We start from the raw sequence: 19,637 nt of genomic DNA, 5'->3' as shown, positions 1-19,637 counted from the left end.
TTATTGTTAGAGTTCTTGTTGTGTATTTTCTTGTTTGTCGATCGTGAAGGATCCGTCCTGTTCGGCGATGAACTGCAGGTCGTTGATTAAACAGACCACGGTCAGTACGTCGCGTAATGTTTGGGTATCGGTGTCAATACTTCCTGTGTAAAGTATGTGCGTAATGGCCGGATCTGCTATGGTAATCCGGGTCTGGTAGGCTTTTTCCAAAGCCTGAAAAACAGCAGACAGCGGAACGTTATCGAATTTTAACAGCGCATCATCCGATGCTGGCGCAGGTGTAACAGGCGTTTTCGCTTCCCGGACGGGTTGCGGCCGTTGGTGCTCGATGATAAGCTTGTTCGGATCGAAGATGAGGGTTTCGCCGCGATGGCTGAGATAGACGCTCTTGAAGTCTGGAATAGCCGCGGTAGAGGCGATCACAATTTTACCGGTATGCAATTGCACGGAAATCTTGTCGGCCTGTCGCCGGGTATCGATGGTAAATGAAGTGCCTAAAGCAGTAGTTTTGGTTCCCTTGGCGTACACGCTAAACGGACGTTGTTTATCGGCTGCTACTGTGAAGTAGGCCTTCCCCTCGAGCTGAATCTCTCGCTTGTCCTGGCTGAACTGTTCGGGATAACGGATTGAACTGCTGGCAAAAAGCTTAACCTTAGAGTTGTCGGGCAGTTGAATCTCCATTTCGGTATCCTTCGTGTTACGGATTTTTACCCAAGTGGTGTCTGAAATTGGTGTATTGTTCACTTGCAGCTTATGAAAAGAGGCACTCTCTACTGGTGCATTGCGCCAGTGCCAGAGGCTAAAGGACAGGAGTAGCAACAGCGACGCCGCTACTGCGTAGGCGGTCAGGCGACGTATACGTATGTCGCGCCGATCCGTTCTCTCTCTTTCTTGCTCGATCCTTTTAATTCTTTCCTCGATATTTTTGGCCATCTCACGGGATGGGACGGCTACAGGCTCATGCTTCGCTTCATAAGCTTGCCAGTCTTTATCGCCGAATAGCTGCTCTACAACAGAGGGATCCTCCCAGATCTGCTGGCGAATCTGTTGTTTTTTGTCTCGGCGGATATTCCCGCCGCCGCGCTTTCTTCTTCCGAACCTCATACCTATACTACGTGGCTCGGAAGGTTATCCCTAGTTGCTTAACAATTATTTAATTTTAGGAGGGATAGGGGGCGTTAGAGCATGATGGAATAGAGGTGCTGCTTAAGCTGTACAAGGGCTTTGCCGATATGTTGTTCGACGGTTTTGGGAGAAATGGAGAACAACTGGGCTATTTCTTTGTGGCTTAGTCCTTTTTTTCGGCTGAGTTCAAAGATCATCCGACGCATCTTCGGCATATTTTGTATATCTTCTTCCATGAGACGCAGCAGATCCTTGCTTTCTATGGCGTCGATGAGGCTGTCGGTGAAAGGGGTTGGTGCCGACTGTCCTTCGTGTTTGAAGCGGGTAGCCTCCTTGCGGAGCAGATCAATCATTACCTGACGGGCCATGCCAAAGAGCTGGACGTTAATTTGAATGTGGTCGCTTAAGATATCGCGCTGTTGCCAGAACTTGATAAAAGTGAGCTGTGTCACCTCTTGGGCAATATAGTCGGATTTCGTGCGCTGGAGGATGAAACCATATATCTGCGGATGGTACTGCTCATAGACGCGCTTGAATACGTTCTGGTTATCGGCCTTCAGTGCTTTTATATGCTCCATACGAGAGGCAAAGTTACATGGTTTAAGGGTGTACTATTGTTAAATCATTGTTATGGTTGTGTAAACTATTTTCTTTATTTGATAGATAATTTCAATTGGACGTTGGCGTAGCGGCGAACTGCTCTGCGTTCAAAAAGGCTGATTAATCGGCTATAAGCCGTCGTGCGTTCTACTTCACAGCATCTTAATGTTTTCTCATGGAATTGGATAAGCTAGAAGTGGAATAATAGTCATGCCGGTACGTATCGCAGTCGAAACTGAATAAATCCCTAATATTTCCTCTATAAAAAAGTTCTTGATGGCAGAGGAGAGGTCGATAAATTGCTTTTGTATAAACGCGGTTATTTTGCGCCTAACGGCAATTTATCTAAGCTTGTTGGAAATCTTGCCTTGTCTCGCTCAAAAAAAGGAAATTTCGGATTCTGCTATATACTGGAATTGAAAATTTAAAATAATTCATTGTTAAATGATAAATAGGGTTGCATTTCCTAATCGTTGAGGGCAAATTTGCTTTGCGAACGTTATTTGAACCAGCACGGACGTCATTACAGCTGCGCTGCACGACATTACGTTAACCGCGGAAGTAATTACATCGAATGTGGACGTCATTGCGTCAACCACGGAAGTAGTTACTTCGAAGGTGAAGACGTTTACTCGAACGTGGATGTCATTACGTCGGCGATGGAAGTAGTTACGTCGAAGGTGATAGCGTTTACATCGAACGTGGACGTCATTACGTCGGCCACGGAAGTCGTTACCTTGAAGTTGAAAGCGTTTACGTCGAATGTGGACGTCATTACGTCAGCCACGGAAGTGGTTACCTCGAAGGTGAAAGCATTTACGTCGAACGTGGACGTCATTACGTCGACCACAGAGGTAATTACATCGGAGGTGAAAGCGTTTACGTTGAACGTGAACGTCATTACGTCGACTACGGAAGTAATGTATCGCAGCTGAAAGCATTTACGTCGAACGTGGACGTCATTACGTCGACCTCGGAAGTAATCACGTTAGATGTCGACGTTATGCGTTCTGATCCCCACGTAAGTACGTCAGTGTCCGGTGTAAAGCCGTCGGCTGTGCACAACTTTACGTCGAGAGCCGACGCAAAGCCCGCCAGCACTGACAAGATTACGTCCGCGCGGCTTTTGCGCATTATTGTGGCTTAAAAGGGCTTTTAACATGCTTCAAAAAAAATAGCTTACAATTTTCTCATATGTCGACAAGCTAAACAAGGGACGATTTATTTCCTGAAGCGCTATTATTAATTCTACTACTTATTCTTTATCAAATCTGACAAGAAATATGGATCAAGCTCTTATCATATGCCTAGCTTAAACATATAAGCCTGAATTCGATGCTATACAAGCTATATGTGATGAAGTATGAAACATAAATCTGGAGGGGTTGCACATTTTATCGAAAATATATATACGTGCTTTAGTCGGCGGGGTCGTATTAATCACAAGACGTATAGGTCATAACCATCGGACCTCTACGATCTCATGTTAAAATCGAACTGAGGTTCTAAAAACGACCGTCTTTTTTTAGGACGACAATCCCTTTTTTTTATCGAGCGCGGGTTATGAAGAAGCTGCTTTCGAAAAACACTGACAACGGATTACTTCTAAACAGCAGATGATGCTGAAACATAATTTTCTATGGCGCCGCAGGATATGTCGTTGCGCGGCTTTTTTAGAGATACTATTTTCCAGAGAAATTTTTTATATTGCATAGGTCAATTTTAAACTAATTAAACTGAGCTAAAAATAAAACCTTTGTCTGTGGAGAAGCCCTTCTATGATCAATATAGTCTAGACGACCTTTATATCCGTGTGACCGAATCGGATCGAGAAGCGTTCGACCACCTCTACCACCAAATGTGGAGAAAGCTTTATACCGTGGCGTTCCGTAAGTTACAGGACGAGAATATTGCTAAAGACGTGATACAAGAGCTCTTCATCGAAATATGGGACAATCGCAAGAAGCGACAGATCTTAGCAGTAGAAAAATATCTGTATCAGGCCGTTCGATTTAAGGTCATAAACTGTTACAGAAAACGAAAAGTAAATTTTGAGGAACTTGAGACTGTTGCGGGTACGCTGGCGGATTACACTGCAGGAGCTGATATTCCGTATTTTGAAAAAGAACTGCGAGCGACGATCGATCGTTGGATTGATCGGTTGCCCAAAAAGCGGAGAGCGATTTTCCTGTTGCGGTATCAGGAAGATAAAAGCACGAAAGAGATCAGCACGCTTCTTAATGTGTCTCCTAAGACCGTTCAAAATCAGTTACTCAACACGACGAATATGTTGAAAATACTTCTCCAAAAGATGCTCTTGCTCTTTCTTTTAATATTTCTCTGAAGATATTTATCGCCGCGATACTCTGCTTGGCTAGAGGCTTATTATATGTGTGTCGACCAGCGGGTGTCATGATCGTAATGAAAATATGATTTTTTTTTGGGAGTTGACCTAAGTTTTTTCGACATATAAGAAAGAGCCATTGTAAACCATTTTGTATGTCAGAAAAGAAGCACCGTGTTCATGCGTTATTAAAAGTCGTTTTCAACCGTTACGTAAAAGGAAAAACTACCGCGGAAGAGCGTAGACTGGTGGAAGATTTTTACGAGAATGTTATTGGATCGGATCCGATGCCTGAAGATATGAATCGAATTGGGCGCGAGATGAAAACGGCAATTGATGAAAGCACGCGTGGGGCATGGCCTTCCTACGTGCGGAAACGTCCGATGCTTATTGGCGCAGCGGCCTGTTTTGTCTTTTTTATTATCTCCGTCATAAGATTTATGCATGACGATGTAGACAAGATGCCGGTGCAGCCTGCCGCTAATGTCGCTGCGGAAGATCCGATTCTTTTTCTTGATGAAAACCGGACATACAATCTAGCAGACGCACTTCCTTCGGGGGCATTTTATAGGGGTATTAATGATGAAAAAGTGCTTGACGTGTCGTTGTTGGGAAAGGAAGAGCCGAGCGGGAGGGTTCGGATTGAGAATCCAGCGCGGCGAGTCTTCTCTGTACTTTTAGCTGACGGATCGCAGCTATGGCTTAATCGCTACGCAGCCATCGAGTTTGATGCTGGCGAACGGATGGTGTACGTGAGCGGTGAAGTCTTCTTTGATATAAAGTCCGTCATGAGGGAGAACAGAAAAGTACCATTTGTTGTCAAAACAGCATTGCAGACTATCGAAGTTCTAGGCACGCAGTTCAATGTCGATGCGACACGTAGAGATGAGGAGAACGTGGAGCTACTCGAGGGAAGTATACGTTTAACTCATAATGTTCGAAAGACAGCGCTGCTGATGGCGCCGGGACAACAGGCGTTTCTGAAAACCGATGAGCCGAGAATTTTTGTCGTGAATGCTAAGGATGGCGAAAAAGCAAATGCATGGAGAAAAGGGTTGTTCTACTTTGACAACGAAACGCTTGCAACAGTGAGGGATGAATTGGTGGCTTGGTACGGTGTAGAATTGATCATCAGCCCGGAAATTGTCGATTTACCCATAACAGCAATGATCTCACGCTACGACGACATTAATGAGGTTTTACAAATGATCGAGTTAACCAATAATATAACTTATGTAAAAAAGAAAGGAAAGGTATATGTAAGAAAAAAAGATTAAAAAATTAGGAATGCTGCTACATTCCTAATCCAGCCTTGGAGCAGGCTGTAAATAACTGATCAAATCACTAATCAATTTTTTTCAAATGTATAAATTACTTATGAAAGTAGGTAGACATAATCTGTTTACCAGGTATTTTATTATCTATTTGGGAGGTTTGGCCTTGTCAGTACTTTTGCTGTCGGGACGGCCGACCTTTGATTATCAGAAAACGATAACGGCCGATTTTATCCGTGTCCCGATTAAACAGGTTTTCAAGGAACTGAACGAGCAGGTAGGCTTAAAATTCGTGTACTCTCCAAGGGACTTGGACGAGTCGAGAACTGTAACACTGCGTTTTAAAAATGCCACGGTTCCTTACGCACTGGATAAGATTTTTTCGGTTTTAAAAGTATCGTACACGATAAAGGATAATACGATCATTGTCCAGCGGGAAAATAAGCCGGTTGCGCAGGTTCAGCGTACCGTGAAAGGGACAGTCGTCAACGAGACAAACGAGGCACTGCCGAATGCCACTATACGTACGGATGCTGGGAACCTAGAGACCAGGACCGACGGAGTCGGTAATTTCGAGATAAAAACGATAGAGCAGGATACGTACCTGACAGTGAGTTTAGTTGGCTATGTGACCCAGAGGGTAAATCTGAGCGAGAGTACGGCATACAGGATTATACTTAAAGATAGCGTGAGTACGCTGGACGAGGTGGTGGTTGTGGGATTTGGCACACAGCGCCGCGCGTCCGTAGTGGGAGCTATAACCTCCATAGAGCCCAAGAGGCTTCAAATCGGAACATCGCGTTCAATGAGCAACAACTTAGCTGGACAATTGGCAGGAATTATAGCTGTGCAGCGATCAGGTGAGCCGGGGTATGATAATTCTAACTTCTGGATCAGGGGAATCAGCACCTTCGGGGGAAATCGTAGTCCACTGGTTTTGGTCGACGGCGTGGAGCGATCTCTCGACAATATGGATCCCGAAGAAATAGAGTCTTTTTCTATCCTGAAAGACGCAGCCGCGAGTGCTGTCTATGGTGTGCGTGGCGCGAATGGCGTCATTTTAATTAATACAAAACGGGGCAAGGTCGGCAAGCCGAACGTCTCTGTACGTTTTGAACAAGGCGTCACGTCGCCTGTACAGCTACCCGATTTCATTGATGCTGCCTCTTATCTAGAAGTGATGAATAGTATAAGAGAGGAACGCGGCGTGCCGGGGTTATACTCGCAGGAACGTATAGACAATATTCGAAACGGGGTGGATCCGGATCTGTATCCAAATGTTAATTGGCTTGATGCTATCCTTCGCGACCGCGCGGGCAACTCCCGGGCTAATCTAAGTGTAAATGGCGGTTCTGATATTTTGAGATATTCGTTGGTAACCTCATTTTATCGGGAAGGGGGATTAATTGAGCGAGACGAAAGACAGGCTTGGGATTCTTCTTCTAAGCTAAATCGATATAATGTACGTTCGAATGTAGATATTAATGTGAGTCCCACGACGCTTTTCCGCCTAAACATTGGCGGGTATCTACAAGACAGAAGCAGAGCACCCCAAAGTGTCGACGATCTTTTCCAGCAGGCGTTTACCATTCCGCCATACGTCCATCCTACAATTTATTCGACAGGCGAAATTCCACGGACTCCCGAACGAACGAATCCTTGGGCATTGGCAACACAGCGGGGCTACGAGCGGTTTAGTGCCAGCAAAATAGAATCATTGTTCTCTCTGGAACAAGATCTAGCCTTCTTTCTTCCAGGACTGAAGGTACGCGGACTTTTTTCATTTGACCGTTATTCGAACACATCAGTGGTTAGAAGCAAAGATCCTGATTATTACAATCCGGCTATCGGCCGTGATGAAAATGGAAACCTACAATTGGTCATCGATCGCTACGGACAGGAATTTTTAGGGTACAGTACCGGGGCGGAATGGGGTGACAAGAGCGTATATATGGAGGGAGCATTGACATATGGCCGCTTCTTCGGCAAACACAATGTAGAAGGGTTGTTCTTGTATAACCAGCGGAATTACGACAACGGTGATCTACTTCCTTTTCGCAACCAAGGTATCGCAGGACGTCTTTCGTACAACTATAGCAACCGTTACATCGCCGAGTTCAATTTTGGTTATAATGGATCCGAAAATTTCGCGCCCGGCAAGCGCTTTGGCTTTTTTCCCTCTGTTGCACTAGGCTGGTATATTTCAGAAGAACCGTTTATGGAATCTGTTCGTGGCAGGCTTTCAAAAATCAAATTGCGGGGTTCATACGGACTCGTAGGGAATGACAGATTAGACGGACGGCGGTTTGCTTACATCACCACCATTAACGAGACAGGTGGGTACTCGTGGGGCTTAAATAATGATTTTACGCGCACTGGACGTTTTGAGGGAGATCAAGGAAATATGGATCTGACTTGGGAAACCGTGGCCAAAGGGAACATAGGCCTTGAACTTGGACTGTGGAATGCTCTAGATTTTCAGGTAGATATTTTCACGGAAACGCGCAGCAATATTTTCATGCAGCGGCGTTCCATTCCGGGATCTAGTGGCTTTACCACAGCGCCGTGGGCCAACTATGGCAAGGTTAGCAACAAGGGCGTCGATATGTCTCTCGAAGTAAACAAGGCGCTCAGTGACGAGCTCTTTTTGTCCGCTCGCGGAACGTTCACGTACGCCAAAAATAAGATTCTGGAACAGGACGAACCAGGTGCGATCATCGGAACTTCCCGCTCCTCAACAGGTAAACCTGTAGGCCAGCTTTTTGGTTTTATCGACGATGGGCTATTTACAGCGGACGATTTCTCCGATTTGGAAGAAGGTGTTCTTCGTCCCGATGTTCCGAGACATACTTTTGGCCCCGTTCGTCCAGGAGATATCAAATATCGCGACTTGAATAACGATGGTGTGATCGACGCGCTAGACCGCACTGCTATCGGCGGCACCGAAGATCCACAGATCGTGTTCGGATTCGGAACGAACCTGCGGTATAAGCTGCTGGATTTTGGTTTCTTTTTTCAGGGACTGTCTAACACGTACCGTATTATCGGGGGAGCTAATTTCATCCCAGGAAGTGCTAATGGCTCAATGGGCAACATCTTCAGTAATGTAGATGATCGCTGGACAGTCGATAACCCTCGACAAGACGTTTTCTATCCTCGTCTTTCGGACTATCAAAGTGCGAATAACAACATGGCTTCTACGTGGTGGTTGCGTGATATGAGCTTTATCCGGTTACGTAATGTTGAGCTCGGATTCAGTTTGCCGTCCCGTTGGATCGATCGAGTTCAGGTTCGTAATTTCAGGGTTTTCGTACGCGGAAATAACTTGTTGACGATCTCCGACTTTAAACTGTGGGATCCAGAGTTGGGGGTGAATAACGGTATGCGTTATCCGATTATGAAATCACTCTCTCTGGGATTGGAATTAAGTTTTAAATAATGTACTACATGAAATGGTTATGACGACTACAAGAAGAATAATGAAGGTCATGATGGCCTTGGGGGGAATTCTCTTTGCTTCGTGCACGAAGTTTTTAGATAGAATGCCCGATGACCAGTTAACGCTAGAGATGGTTTTTAACGACAAGACAAGAACCGAAGATTGGTTGGCTGGTGTCTATAGCAATATACCTGACCCATATTGGGGGTATGCGAGACATCTCGGATGGGATCCGCTTTCCGACGATATGGCTCCTTCCACAGGCTGGGAGCAGTTTGGTTGGACTGTAATCGGAAAGCAGACGGGAAACTGGAACCCAAGTAGTGAGTGGGAACCAAACTATTGGGTAGAATTGCCAAAACGTATACGGTCGGCGTATATTTTTCTTGACAATGTTAAGCCGAATCCAGCACAACTGGTTACGGAAGAGGAGGTGAACCTGATGAAGGCCGAAGCTCGCTTCATGATCGCTTACTATTACTCTTTATTGGTAGAAACATACGGTGCTATTCCATTTCAATTGGGATTGGCAGATCCATCTGCTAGTGAGGAAGAGCTTATGTTGGGGCAGAGCCCTTTTGATCAGGTCGTCGACTGGATAGATCAAGAGCTGTTGGAAGTGTCTAGACTCCTTCCGGCAAGTTACAGCGCTGCTCAAAAGTACGGACGGGCGACGTCCATCATGTCTTTAGCCGTGCGTGCGCGTTTGTTGCTCTTTGCAGCAAGCCCTTTGGTCAACGGAAATCCCGACTATGCCGGGTTTGTAAACAATAAAGGAGAAGAAATATATAACCCCACGTTCAATGAAAACAAATGGACAAGGGCAGCTGATGCTTCGAAGCTGTTAATAGAGGAGGCGGAAAAAGCCGGACACCGACTATATTATGAGTATAATTCGGACGGTACTATAGATGCCTTTATGTCCTATCAGAATATGATGTTCCGGAGGCCGCAGGACGGGAACAATGAAATTCTCTTTGCCAGACCTCAGTCGGATATATGGGAATACGACAAGCACGCCCAGCCTAGAGGTACGGGTGGTAATGGAGGACTCGGCATTACACAGTCGCTTGTTGACGCCTTTTTCATGGAAAATGGACGTGCAATAGACGATCCTGCCTCGGGCTATGTCGAAAAAGGATTCTCTACGGCGGATGAAGTCCGAAATACGAAATGGATAGAATCGCAAGGAAATGGAAAGGTGACATTGGCAGGAACGTACAATATGTATACACATCGGGAGCCTAGGTTTTATATTTCTGTTTTATACAACGGATCGTGGTTCCGAAGAGAGAATAGGACAACACAGTTTTACAGTGGGCACTGGGATGGTGGTCCTACGCATGATGCGCCTCAGAACGGTTATTTGCTCAGGAAAAAGGTGCATCCCGACCACGACCCGCGAAATGGTACGAATCCATACAGACCGGGAATCGTCTATCGTCTGGGTGAAGCCTATCTAAATTATGCTGAAGCTCTGAATGAAAGCGATCCGACGCATACAGATATACTTAAATACCTTAATCTGATTCGCGAACGGGCAGGTATTCCGCAATACGGTAAGGGACCTAATGCCTTACCGGTTCCAACCTCTCAGGAAGCCATGCGCAATGCTATCCGGCGCGAACGTCGGGTAGAGCTAAACAACGAAGGGATCCGTTACCGGGATATCCGTCGGTGGAAAATAGGAGAACAAACCCTAAACGGAAATTTTTATGGGATGAACTTTTCGGGCACCGAGCGGGATGACAATGAATCAAACCCTAATGCTTTCTTTAGACGGATGGTGTATCAACGACGGGCGTTCACGGCCAAGAACTATTGGTTTCCGGTTCCACAATCAGAGATCGATAAAAATCCAAATTTGGTTCAGAATCCTTTTTGGGACTAATATAAACATGTTAAACTTAAAACTATCTGTGTATTTATGAAGGGAAAATTGAGATGTTTTCGGATAGCGACAAAACTGTTGCTGTTCGGAAGCTGTACGTACGTACAAATGGGAGACGTGTTGGGAACTCCGATGGCATTAGAACGACATTTTCAGCATGTTGTTCGGGGGAAAGTCTTGGATCAAAATGGAAGTCCTGTGCCCGGAGCGACGATAGTTGCCAAGGGGACCGCAAACAGTACGTCGACCGATGAATCAGGAAATTTTTCGCTCAACAATGTACCGAGCGGCACTACACTTGTGGTAAGTATGATCGGGTATTCGACAACAGAGATCGTGTATACAGGACAAGCAAGTCTTACGGTCCGCTTGCCCCTCGATACTGAAAACCTGGGGGAGGTCGTTGTTGTCGGTTACGGGTCGATAGAGAAGAGGGAGCTGACTAGCGCGGTAACTACGCTTCGGGAAAAGGATCTTGTGGCAGGTACGGTGTCGCCGTTGATGGCTATACAGGGAAAAGTTCCCGGGCTTAACGTGTCGTCGTCCAACGGTACCGACCCGAATGCAGGCGTATCATTGCAGCTTCGCGGTGTAAACTCGGTAAACGCATCGCAAGGACCACTGGTTGTTATTGACGGTGTGCCAGGGGGCGATATCAATTCGGTAGCTAAAGAAGATGTAGAGTCGATTAGTGTACTACGCGACGCCTCAGCAGCGGCCATTTATGGAACTCGTGCTTCCGGCGGTGTGATTTTGATTACGACGAAGCGGCCCCAGGTGGGAAAACCAGCCGTGACCTTTACATCGGAATATTTTATGGAGTCTATACGTCGTCGACCAAAGTTATTGTCCGCCGAACAGTTCGTAACATATGGTTTGGGTGAGGACCTCGGACACCGGACAGACTGGTATGATGAAGTGACCAACAACAATCCGTTCAGCCATCGCCAGGTCCTGAATGTCAGTGGCGGATCCGAAAATGCTAATGTGTATGCCACATTTACAAAACGTGATGCGACAGGGATGGCTATAACTTCAAAGCGGAAGGAGATAGGAGGCCGTGTTAATTCTTCATTCCGGTTTTTCGACGGCTTCGCTGAGCTATTAAGCAACGTAAGTTATAACGAGGTTCGGGCGTTCTCTTCCAATGGAGATATCTTCAACAACAATGATATCTTTAACATGGCAATGGTGCTTAATCCCACGGAGACGCCGTACGACCCGGACGACGTGACCGGATACAACGTTTTAGTTGGTGGATACGACTATTGGAACCCCGTTGCAGAAGCAATGCTACGAAGCGATGAAAGACAATATAAATACCTCCTTGCGAACAGTACGTTAAAGCTTAATCTGACGGAGCATCTGTCAACCAGTGCAACAGTAGGCGTAAAAAATAACTCGGTACATGGGAGCTATTACCGTTCTGCTCAACATCGGTTGTCAAGGCAGGACGGAATTGATGGCTATGCGAATCAGTACTACAATCGCTATAATGACAGGATTTTCGAATGGACCGTTAACTATAATAATCGGTGGGACGACCATTCACTCAACGCGGTGGGAGGATACAGCTACCAAGATTTTAACGGACAGGGGTTCTCCGCGAACAACTCCGATTTTCCTGTAGATGGTATCAGAGAGCACGATATGGGAACCGGAGGCTTCTTGGTTGAGGGTAGAGCCGGCATCGGTTCTTGGAAAAATCCGTGGGTCAAATTGGCAGCATTCTTCGGACGTGCAAACTATTCTTATCTCGACCGGTATCTATTGGCCGTTACAGCCCGCTACGAGGGGTCTTCTAAGTTTGCGCCGGAGAACCGCTGGGGTCTCTTCCCTGGTGTATCACTCGGCTGGCGGATCTCAAATGAACCTTTCCTTCGAAATCAGTCTTTTATCAACGATCTGAAGCTTCGTGCAGCGTATGGCGAAACAGGAAATGAAGGGTTTGACGCACGGGTTTCGACGAGAATGTACAGTGCCGACACCTGGTTTCTTCAAAATGGTCAATGGTTCCGTACCTACGGAGTTCAACACAACCAAAATGCGGGGATTAAATGGGAAGTAAAAAAGGAGTATAATCTGGGGTTGGACTTCTCGATTTTAAATAACAAAATCGGAGGCCGGTTTGATGTATATAAACGTGTTATTGACGACCTTATCTATGATATCAGCGTGTCGCAGCCTCCGGCAATTCACGATAAGACGACGATGAACGTAGGGAGTATGCAGAATACAGGTTTTGAAATCGAGCTAAACTACCACGCTGTTGAAAACGAGAAATTCTCCTACAGTACCAGTTTAATAGCTTCGCATAATAGAAGCCGCTTAAATTCGTTGTGGGGAAGCCAAACCTTCAGCGACCGAAAAGGGTTTCCTGCTCCCGGATCCCCGGGATCGGCCGTGCGACTCTACCCAGGGCAAGATATAGGTAGGTTTTTTATTTGGCGTTTTGCAGGCTTTACGGATGACGGGTATTGGATGTTGTACGATCAGGAAGGGAATGCATTTGACGTACGGGAACGAAGTAAGACCGTCGCTGACAAAGCGTTTATCGGCAATGCAATTCCTGTCTTGCAGCTGTCCTGGAATAACCAATTTTCATATCGGAATTGGGACGCGAGTATATATATGCGAAGCTGGATCGGACATGACGTATTTAATATGATAAATATGTATTATAGCTTACCAAACGTAAGTGGGCAGAACGTTTTAGCTGACGCATTTGATAAACATCAAAATATTCGTGGAGAGAAGGAACTTAGTGATTATTGGCTCGAGAAAGGTACCTTTTTAAAAGTCGATGCGGTTAATATTGGATATACTTTCAATCAACGTGCAATTAAGCCGTTTAAGAGCCTACGCTTATATGCTACTGGGCGTGATCTTTTCGTATTTACAAAATATACCGGACTTGATCCCGAGGTCAATATTAACGGCTTAGAACCCGGTTTCGAAGAACGGAACGTATATCCGAAAACAAGGACATTTATGTTTGGTTTACAACTTAATTTTTAAGAAATGAAGACGAGAAAATATATAGCAGTACTTTCAATTTCTTTTGGATTGCTTTTGCAGGGATGTACAAAGTTAGATCAAGAGTTTTATAGCTCGGTGACGCCAGAGACCTTTTTTAAAAGTGAAAAAGATATTATGGCGGCGTTATATCGTCCGTTTACTCATGCGAAATGGTACATGGGCGAGGATCGATGGCGTCTGCAGGAATATACCGCAGACAACTTTGCTATAACGACCAAAGGTAGGCATTGGTACAATGGAGGTGAAAACGAGCGGTATCATTATCATCGGTGGACTGCTGATGATGGATGGATTTGGGGTAGCTGGCGTGGTACTTTGATGGGAGTTGCCTTGGCATTGGATGCTAAAAGCGATCTATCTAAGCTGGACTACGCTAGGTTTGCATTGACGCAGGACGACCAAGATGCGCATCTCGCGCAACTGGATGCCCTCATTGCGTATTTTTATCTACGGGGGCTGGACTACTTTGGCGGAATGCCCGTATTTGAGTCTTTGGAGGAAGAAGCGCTTCCCCGCAACACTGATGTAGAGCTTTTTAATCATATCGAGCGGCTGTTAAAAGAATCCATTGAGCGATTGCCAGTGAAAGCCGCTGGTGACCGAGAAGAAGGAGCGATTAGAAAAGCAGCCGCAGCAGCGATGTTAGCGCAGTTATATTTCAATGCCGAAGCCTATATCAAGAAGCCCATGTATGCCGAAGCTCGAGAAATTGCCGAAGCTATCATCAATAAAGAATACGGCGATTACACACTGGACGCGACTTGGAACGGTGTCCATGGATTTACAAATAATGCTTCGCCTGAAATTATCTGGTCTATGCCTTCGGAATTCAAAATGTTGGAGTACAACTGGTTTTACGCGGATTTTTATCACTACAATACCAGACAGTATTTTAACCAAGATATGGGAGCAAACAACGGCGCCCATTTGACTCCTTCCCGTAAACCGGACGGGACACTTTATAAAGATGAATTTAAGTTGGGGTCACCTTATGAAAAATTTACGCAGGGAGACTACAGAAAAGCTCCTTATGTCTATCATGGAAGTGGCCGATATGAGGGGATGTTCATTGTTGGGCCGCATCGTACGCCATCCGGTGCGCCGATATTGGGAGGCGAAGAATATAAAGATTTGCCCCTTAACTTTGTTGACCAGGTAGGTCGATTCTCCGAGGTTGGTCCGGGAAAGAAGTACAGCTCTGTCAACCAGTTGCCGTCCAAGATGTCAGAGGGCGAAGAAAACACAGGTGTGAGGTTGGTGAAAGTTCCTATACCAAACTTAAATGATAATACGTTACGTTGGGGCGCCGATATGCCAGTCATACGGCTTGCAGAGCTTTACTATATGGCCGCAGAATGTCGTTTCAGGGATGGGGACGCTGCGGGCGCTGCAGAGCTCATTAATAGCGTAAGAAAACGTAATTTCTCCAACGGAGCAGACCCTAACCCCGTGACAGCACAAAATCTTGATAAATACCGCTTCTTGGACGAATGGAGTATTGAGTTTCTGGGCGAAGGACGACGACGTACGGATCTAATACGTTGGAAAGCGTTCACCACAGAAGAGTGGTGGGATCATACACCGAGTAACTCCGATCATCTGAATAGGTTTCCCGTGCCAAATGAGGCCATTGCAGGTAATAACAACTTGACTCAAAACCCCGGCTATTAGCCAGGAGATTGATCGGCTTAAGTATAAAAGGAATAGAGGTTTCTATTCCTTTTATATTTTTGGTCGGTAGCCACTAAACTTATCCGGCAGGCATTGGTTATCTTTGTGTCACCCAGCTAAAACATGTAATGATGAATAAGGACTTAATCCTGCGAGAGAAACTGGCCGTGCAACGTACGCACCTGGCAAATCAAACGACATTCTTGTCCTTTCTGCGTACTTCGATGTATTTTTTTGTCGCCGGTTTGTCGATAGAGAGCTTTTTCGCATTTAGCAAAACATTACTCGTCATGTGGATTTTTTTCGGTTTAGCTTTTGCGCTTTGTGGGTATGGTGTGTTGAATTTCTTTAAAAACCGCCGGATGATTTTGGAGAACGAAAGGCACATTGGGGGGTATAAAGACGATTTTCTAAAATAACATTGATGGGGAAGCGTCAAGTATTCGTCCCAATAATTACATATGATTTTACCATTCGAGACGTATGATCCGGCCTGGAAATTGGCATTCGAGGACATTAAAGATCAGCTTAGCAGGCTTTTGTCGCCGCTGGAGCCCCGCATTGATCATATCGGTAGTACTGCCGTAGAGGGGCTTTCGGCTAAGCCCATCATCGACGTTCTGGTAGGTGTGCGCGATCAGAGCAGTTTGGATAGGGTGCCCGTTCTACTTAGCGGCGATCACTACGTGTACTATGAAAAATATAATACAGAAATGCCGTACCGCCGCTTTTTCTTATTGCTTCGTGATCGACCTGATAAACTGGGACTACCTTCTTACATTGGTCCCACTGACGAAATTCCGGCGCGGCTGCACGATTATGTCTGGCGGCAGGCCCATATCCATGTGATCCCCATCAGTTCCGTGCACTGGCTGCGGCATATCGCTTTCCGCGATTATTTACGTGCAAATCCCGAGGTTGTAAAAGCTTATCAGGCCCTGAAGGAAAAGCTGGTGAAGTTGCCATGGGAAGATGGTAATGATTACAACGCCGCGAAGGATGCTTTTTTAAAGGTGGAAGAAAGTAAAGCGCTGGACTGGTATCATGCAAACGGGAAGGGGAAGTAGACGTTATACTGGAGGCGTCTGAGCAGGCGATCATACCGAAACGTAAGCATTTTAAAAAGCCCGGCGCTGTCCAGGAGATTGCCCCCATTTCCATGGACCGCGCTGGGCCTGCAGAAGCAATGTGGCTATAACATCATGCCTCCGGACACCTCTATACGCTGTCCGTTAATCCATGAAGCTTCCGGCGAGCATAAGAAGGCCACAACGCCGCCGATGTCTGACGGAAGTCCGGCGCGCCCCAAAGCCGTCACACTAGCGATGTGGGCGTTAATCTCCTTGTTGTCCCGCGTTCTTCCGCCGCCAAAATCGGTCTCAATAGCTCCGGGTGCGACGACATTGGCGCGGATCTTCCGATCACTGAATTCTCTGGCCATATATCGGGTAAGGACTTCCACGGCAGCCTTAGCGGATGCATAAAGAGCCGATCCGGCAAATGTCATGCGTGTGAGTCCCGACGAGATATTCACAATACCTGCCCCATCCTGTAAATAGGGAAGTAGCTTCTGTGTAAGAAACAATACAGCCTTATAGTGTATGGTCAACGCTTCGTCGGCCTGCTCCTCGGTCGCATCATGGAGCGGTTGGTACATAGCTGTTCCAGCATTGTTAACCAGATAATCGATGCGATCGACTCCGAGGTCGTTCTTTAAGGTCGCTATAACACGTTGGATAAAGCTGTCGAAACTACGCAGGTCGACAACGTCTAAAGGAATGGCCCAAGCCTGGACACCGCTTTGTCTGACCAAATCCAGGACTTCTTCAGCTTTGTCTTTGTTGGTATGATAGGTGAAGACGATGTTAACGCCTTTTTTGGCAAGACTTTCGACGATGTCTTTGCCAATACCCCGGCTTCCGCCGGTAACTAATGCAATTTTTCCTGTATTCATTACGCTATCTTTTTTATGTAACAAAGATGGCCGGAAAGGCGGACGATTTATTACAGGAATCAATCCAAAAATTGTAAATTTCAAATAGTTTAGCGTCTAAACAGGTGCGGCGACGATGAAGTATGTTTTTTGAAGAAATTCGAGAAATGTGCACTTTCCTCGAACCCGAGTACGAACGCAATGTCTGAAATAGCCCAATCGGTCTGTCTGAGGAGTATCTTAGCCTCTTGTACAATACGTTGGCTAATAATCTGCGTGGTGGTCGACCCCGTTGTCTCCTTTAGTACTTTGTTGAGGTGGTTCACATGAACCGATAACCGGTCTGCATACTCTTTGGGTGTGCGTAGTTCCAGACGCTGTTGTAGCGACTCGATCGGAAACTGACGTTCTAACAATTCGGCAAAAAAAGAGGAAATGCGGGAAGCGCTGCTGCTTGTGTGTAGGAGCGAGGATGCCGGCTGTAGTTTTTGTCCGTAATGGATCAGCTCAAGAACGTAAGCGCGGATAAGGTCGTATTTAAATGGATAGTCGGACGTGATCTCTTTTTTTATTTTTCCAAAGAGCGTGGTCAATTCGTCCGCGTCGTTGTCGCAAACTTCGAAAACGGGTACCTGTCCGCTCTTAAAAAGAGGGAGCTCGTCCAGATCTACGGCTGTTTTGTTTCTTCCCATAAAGTCGCTCGTGAAAATACAGAACGTTCCGCTCTGTTTCTCGTCGAGGGGAACCCATCGATAGGGGATTTTAGGGGTTGCGAAGAGTAATGCCTGGCGTTCCACTTCAATAACTTTGTCCGCATACTCCGCCCGGTTTCTGCCTTGTATAAGGCTTATTTTATAGTATGCCCGTCGGTTATAGGGCATTGTCTTGGTCTCGTTGTGCTTACGGATGGTCTCGAAGATGTCGAATACATTAAAATGGCCGATTTCTCGCTGTATATCGGGAGGCAGCAGGTCTTGCACCTCCCGTCCGCGCGCAGACGAAGCTTCCTGATAGAAGGTGTGCAGTGAGGTGGGCTTCAGTTTATTCATATGTTTTTTTGCTGAGGATGTCTCCTTAATATATGTATCAGTTCCACCACGGTCGAAACGTCTGTACGGTGTCGCGTAACCGGACGACATCACCGATTTTAGGCGTAACCAGAGGGAAGCCTAGGTTTTCCGCGGCCGACGCTATCTTTTCCATCGGTTCGTTCCAGGCATGCCGCGCCAGCGCATACTTGCTGTGGTGTACGGTCATCAGCCGTCGGGGGCCCAACTCGTTGATTGCTTGGATCAAGTCGTCGGGTACCATATGTATGTACCGCCAATCTTCGTTGTATTGCCCGTTCTCTAAGATAGCAAAATCAATCGTTCCAAATTTCTCTTTGATTGCTTTGATATGCTTTCCGTATCCTGTGTCTCCTGACAACAATATATTGCCGGCGGAGTGCTGCAGCATATATCCTGTCCATAGTGTTTGGTTTGAGGTAAGGCCCCGCCCGGAAAAGTGTCTCGCCGGAACCGAGGTCAACAGGATTTCTTCCGTCAGGTTTGCGGATTCATACCAGTCGAGCTCATGGATTATCTCCGGGGAAAAGCCCCAATAGGCGAAATGCTCTCCAACACCTAAAGGGCATACAATCTGACCGATATTGTTCTTTAGCGCCAGCACGGTGGCGTAGTCCAGATGATCCCAGTGGTCGTGCGTGATGAGTAGAATATCTACGGGGGGCATATCGTCCGGCCTGTAAATGGAGGTGCCTCGAAAAGGCTTGTTTATAAAGGAAACGGGCGAAGCAGACACAAGGACCGGGTCGACAAGTATACGTTTTCCTCCCAGCTGTATGTACAGCGAGGAGTGGCCCATCCAGACGATCAAGTCCTCATTTAAGGAAAGTGCCTTCAGATCGGTTTTCACCGCGGAGACGTCCTGCGACGGCACTAAGTCGTTCACCTTTAGAAAGAAGAACTCCCAGAGGCTCTGCATCCGGGACTTGCCGTTGGTCAGCAGCGTGGTAGGCTCCTGATTCTGAAACTTCCCGTCGCGGTAGTTTGGTGATTGTTTTATGCGTTCTAGTCGTGCTCCACTGGGCAGTTTGCCAAAAGATGGACTATTTAAAAAAATGGCAATGCCTATTGCCGACAGTGCAAATACCGCCAGAAGGAACCATATCATAGTTTTTAGGATTCTTTTTGTTTTTAATTTCATCTATTTATCTTTCTATATGCGCCCGACATCTAAAACAGATAGCGGCGTTGTGCACCGGCCGACACGTATTCCTTGTTGTCATGACAGTACGGCCTTACGTGTAGCGCCATGTA

14 protein-coding genes are annotated in these 19,637 nt (G+C 46.4%); 9 read left to right on the top strand and 5 right to left on the bottom strand.

Going from position 1 to position 19,637, the window contains the following annotated elements; translation table 11 throughout:
* Positions 1–6: 6 nt before the first annotated feature.
* Both BC792_RS12675 and BC792_RS12670 read right to left on the bottom strand, forming a co-directional pair.
* Complete coding sequence (locus BC792_RS12675) at positions 7–1,104, bottom strand: FecR family protein (protein ID WP_148909387.1); 1,098 nt, start codon at positions 1,102–1,104, stop codon at positions 7–9.
* A 74-nt stretch (positions 1,105–1,178) separates the two neighbouring features.
* Positions 1,179–1,703, bottom strand: coding sequence for a sigma-70 family RNA polymerase sigma factor (locus BC792_RS12670; RefSeq protein WP_148909386.1), 525 nt, complete (start codon positions 1,701–1,703; stop codon positions 1,179–1,181).
* Positions 1,704–2,228: 525 nt separating this feature from the next.
* Here BC792_RS12670 and BC792_RS12665 point away from each other — a divergent pair.
* The 9 genes from BC792_RS12665 (at position 2,229) to BC792_RS12625 (ending at position 16,450) form a co-directional block, all read left to right on the top strand.
* On the top strand, positions 2,229–2,660 hold the full coding sequence (locus tag BC792_RS12665; RefSeq protein WP_148909385.1) for a hypothetical protein: 432 nt from the start codon (positions 2,229–2,231) through the stop codon (positions 2,658–2,660).
* 827 nt (positions 2,661–3,487) lie between these two features.
* On the top strand, positions 3,488–4,069 hold the full coding sequence (locus tag BC792_RS12660; protein WP_148909384.1) for an RNA polymerase sigma factor: 582 nt from the start codon (positions 3,488–3,490) through the stop codon (positions 4,067–4,069).
* Between the two features lie 155 nt (positions 4,070–4,224).
* The gene (locus BC792_RS12655) at positions 4,225–5,346 is read left to right on the top strand and encodes a FecR family protein (RefSeq protein WP_148909383.1); all 1,122 of its coding nucleotides are present in this window, start codon (positions 4,225–4,227) and stop codon (positions 5,344–5,346) included.
* Between the two features lie 100 nt (positions 5,347–5,446).
* Positions 5,447–8,782, top strand: a complete 3,336-nt coding sequence (locus BC792_RS12650) for a TonB-dependent receptor (protein WP_148909382.1) — start codon at positions 5,447–5,449, stop codon at positions 8,780–8,782.
* 19 nt (positions 8,783–8,801) lie between these two features.
* Positions 8,802–10,673 carry a RagB/SusD family nutrient uptake outer membrane protein gene (locus BC792_RS12645; RefSeq protein ID WP_211357538.1) on the top strand — a complete coding sequence of 624 codons (1,872 nt, stop codon included), beginning with the start codon at positions 8,802–8,804 and terminating at the stop codon, positions 10,671–10,673.
* Between the two features lie 36 nt (positions 10,674–10,709).
* A complete protein-coding gene (locus BC792_RS12640) occupies positions 10,710–13,691 on the top strand; it encodes a SusC/RagA family TonB-linked outer membrane protein (RefSeq protein ID WP_148909381.1) in 2,982 nt (993 codons plus the stop codon).
* 3 nt (positions 13,692–13,694) lie between these two features.
* The gene (locus BC792_RS12635) at positions 13,695–15,383 is read left to right on the top strand and encodes a RagB/SusD family nutrient uptake outer membrane protein (RefSeq protein WP_148909380.1); all 1,689 of its coding nucleotides are present in this window, start codon (positions 13,695–13,697) and stop codon (positions 15,381–15,383) included.
* A 128-nt stretch (positions 15,384–15,511) separates the two neighbouring features.
* A complete protein-coding gene (locus BC792_RS12630; protein WP_148909379.1) occupies positions 15,512–15,802 on the top strand; it encodes a DUF202 domain-containing protein in 291 nt (96 codons plus the stop codon).
* A gap of 42 nt (positions 15,803–15,844) precedes the next feature.
* Positions 15,845–16,450: a GrpB family protein gene (locus BC792_RS12625; RefSeq protein WP_148909378.1), complete on the top strand. Its 606-nt coding sequence runs from the start codon at positions 15,845–15,847 to the stop codon at positions 16,448–16,450.
* A 125-nt stretch (positions 16,451–16,575) separates the two neighbouring features.
* Here the strand turns inward: BC792_RS12625 and BC792_RS12620 are convergent, their stop codons facing one another.
* The 3 genes from BC792_RS12620 to BC792_RS12610 form a co-directional block, all read right to left on the bottom strand.
* The gene (locus tag BC792_RS12620) at positions 16,576–17,337 is read right to left on the bottom strand and encodes an SDR family NAD(P)-dependent oxidoreductase (protein ID WP_148909377.1); all 762 of its coding nucleotides are present in this window, start codon (positions 17,335–17,337) and stop codon (positions 16,576–16,578) included.
* 89 nt (positions 17,338–17,426) lie between these two features.
* Positions 17,427–18,365, bottom strand: coding sequence for a helix-turn-helix domain-containing protein (locus tag BC792_RS12615; protein WP_148909376.1), 939 nt, complete (start codon positions 18,363–18,365; stop codon positions 17,427–17,429).
* Between the two features lie 37 nt (positions 18,366–18,402).
* Complete coding sequence (locus BC792_RS12610; RefSeq protein ID WP_211357537.1) at positions 18,403–19,491, bottom strand: MBL fold metallo-hydrolase; 1,089 nt, start codon at positions 19,489–19,491, stop codon at positions 18,403–18,405.
* Between the last annotated feature and the right edge of the window lie 146 nt (positions 19,492–19,637).

The organism is Sphingobacterium allocomposti (assembly GCF_008124885.1).
Taxonomy (GTDB): Bacteria; Bacteroidota; Bacteroidia; order Sphingobacteriales; family Sphingobacteriaceae; genus Sphingobacterium; species Sphingobacterium allocomposti.
This window is presented reverse-complemented; position numbering and strand designations above follow the sequence as displayed.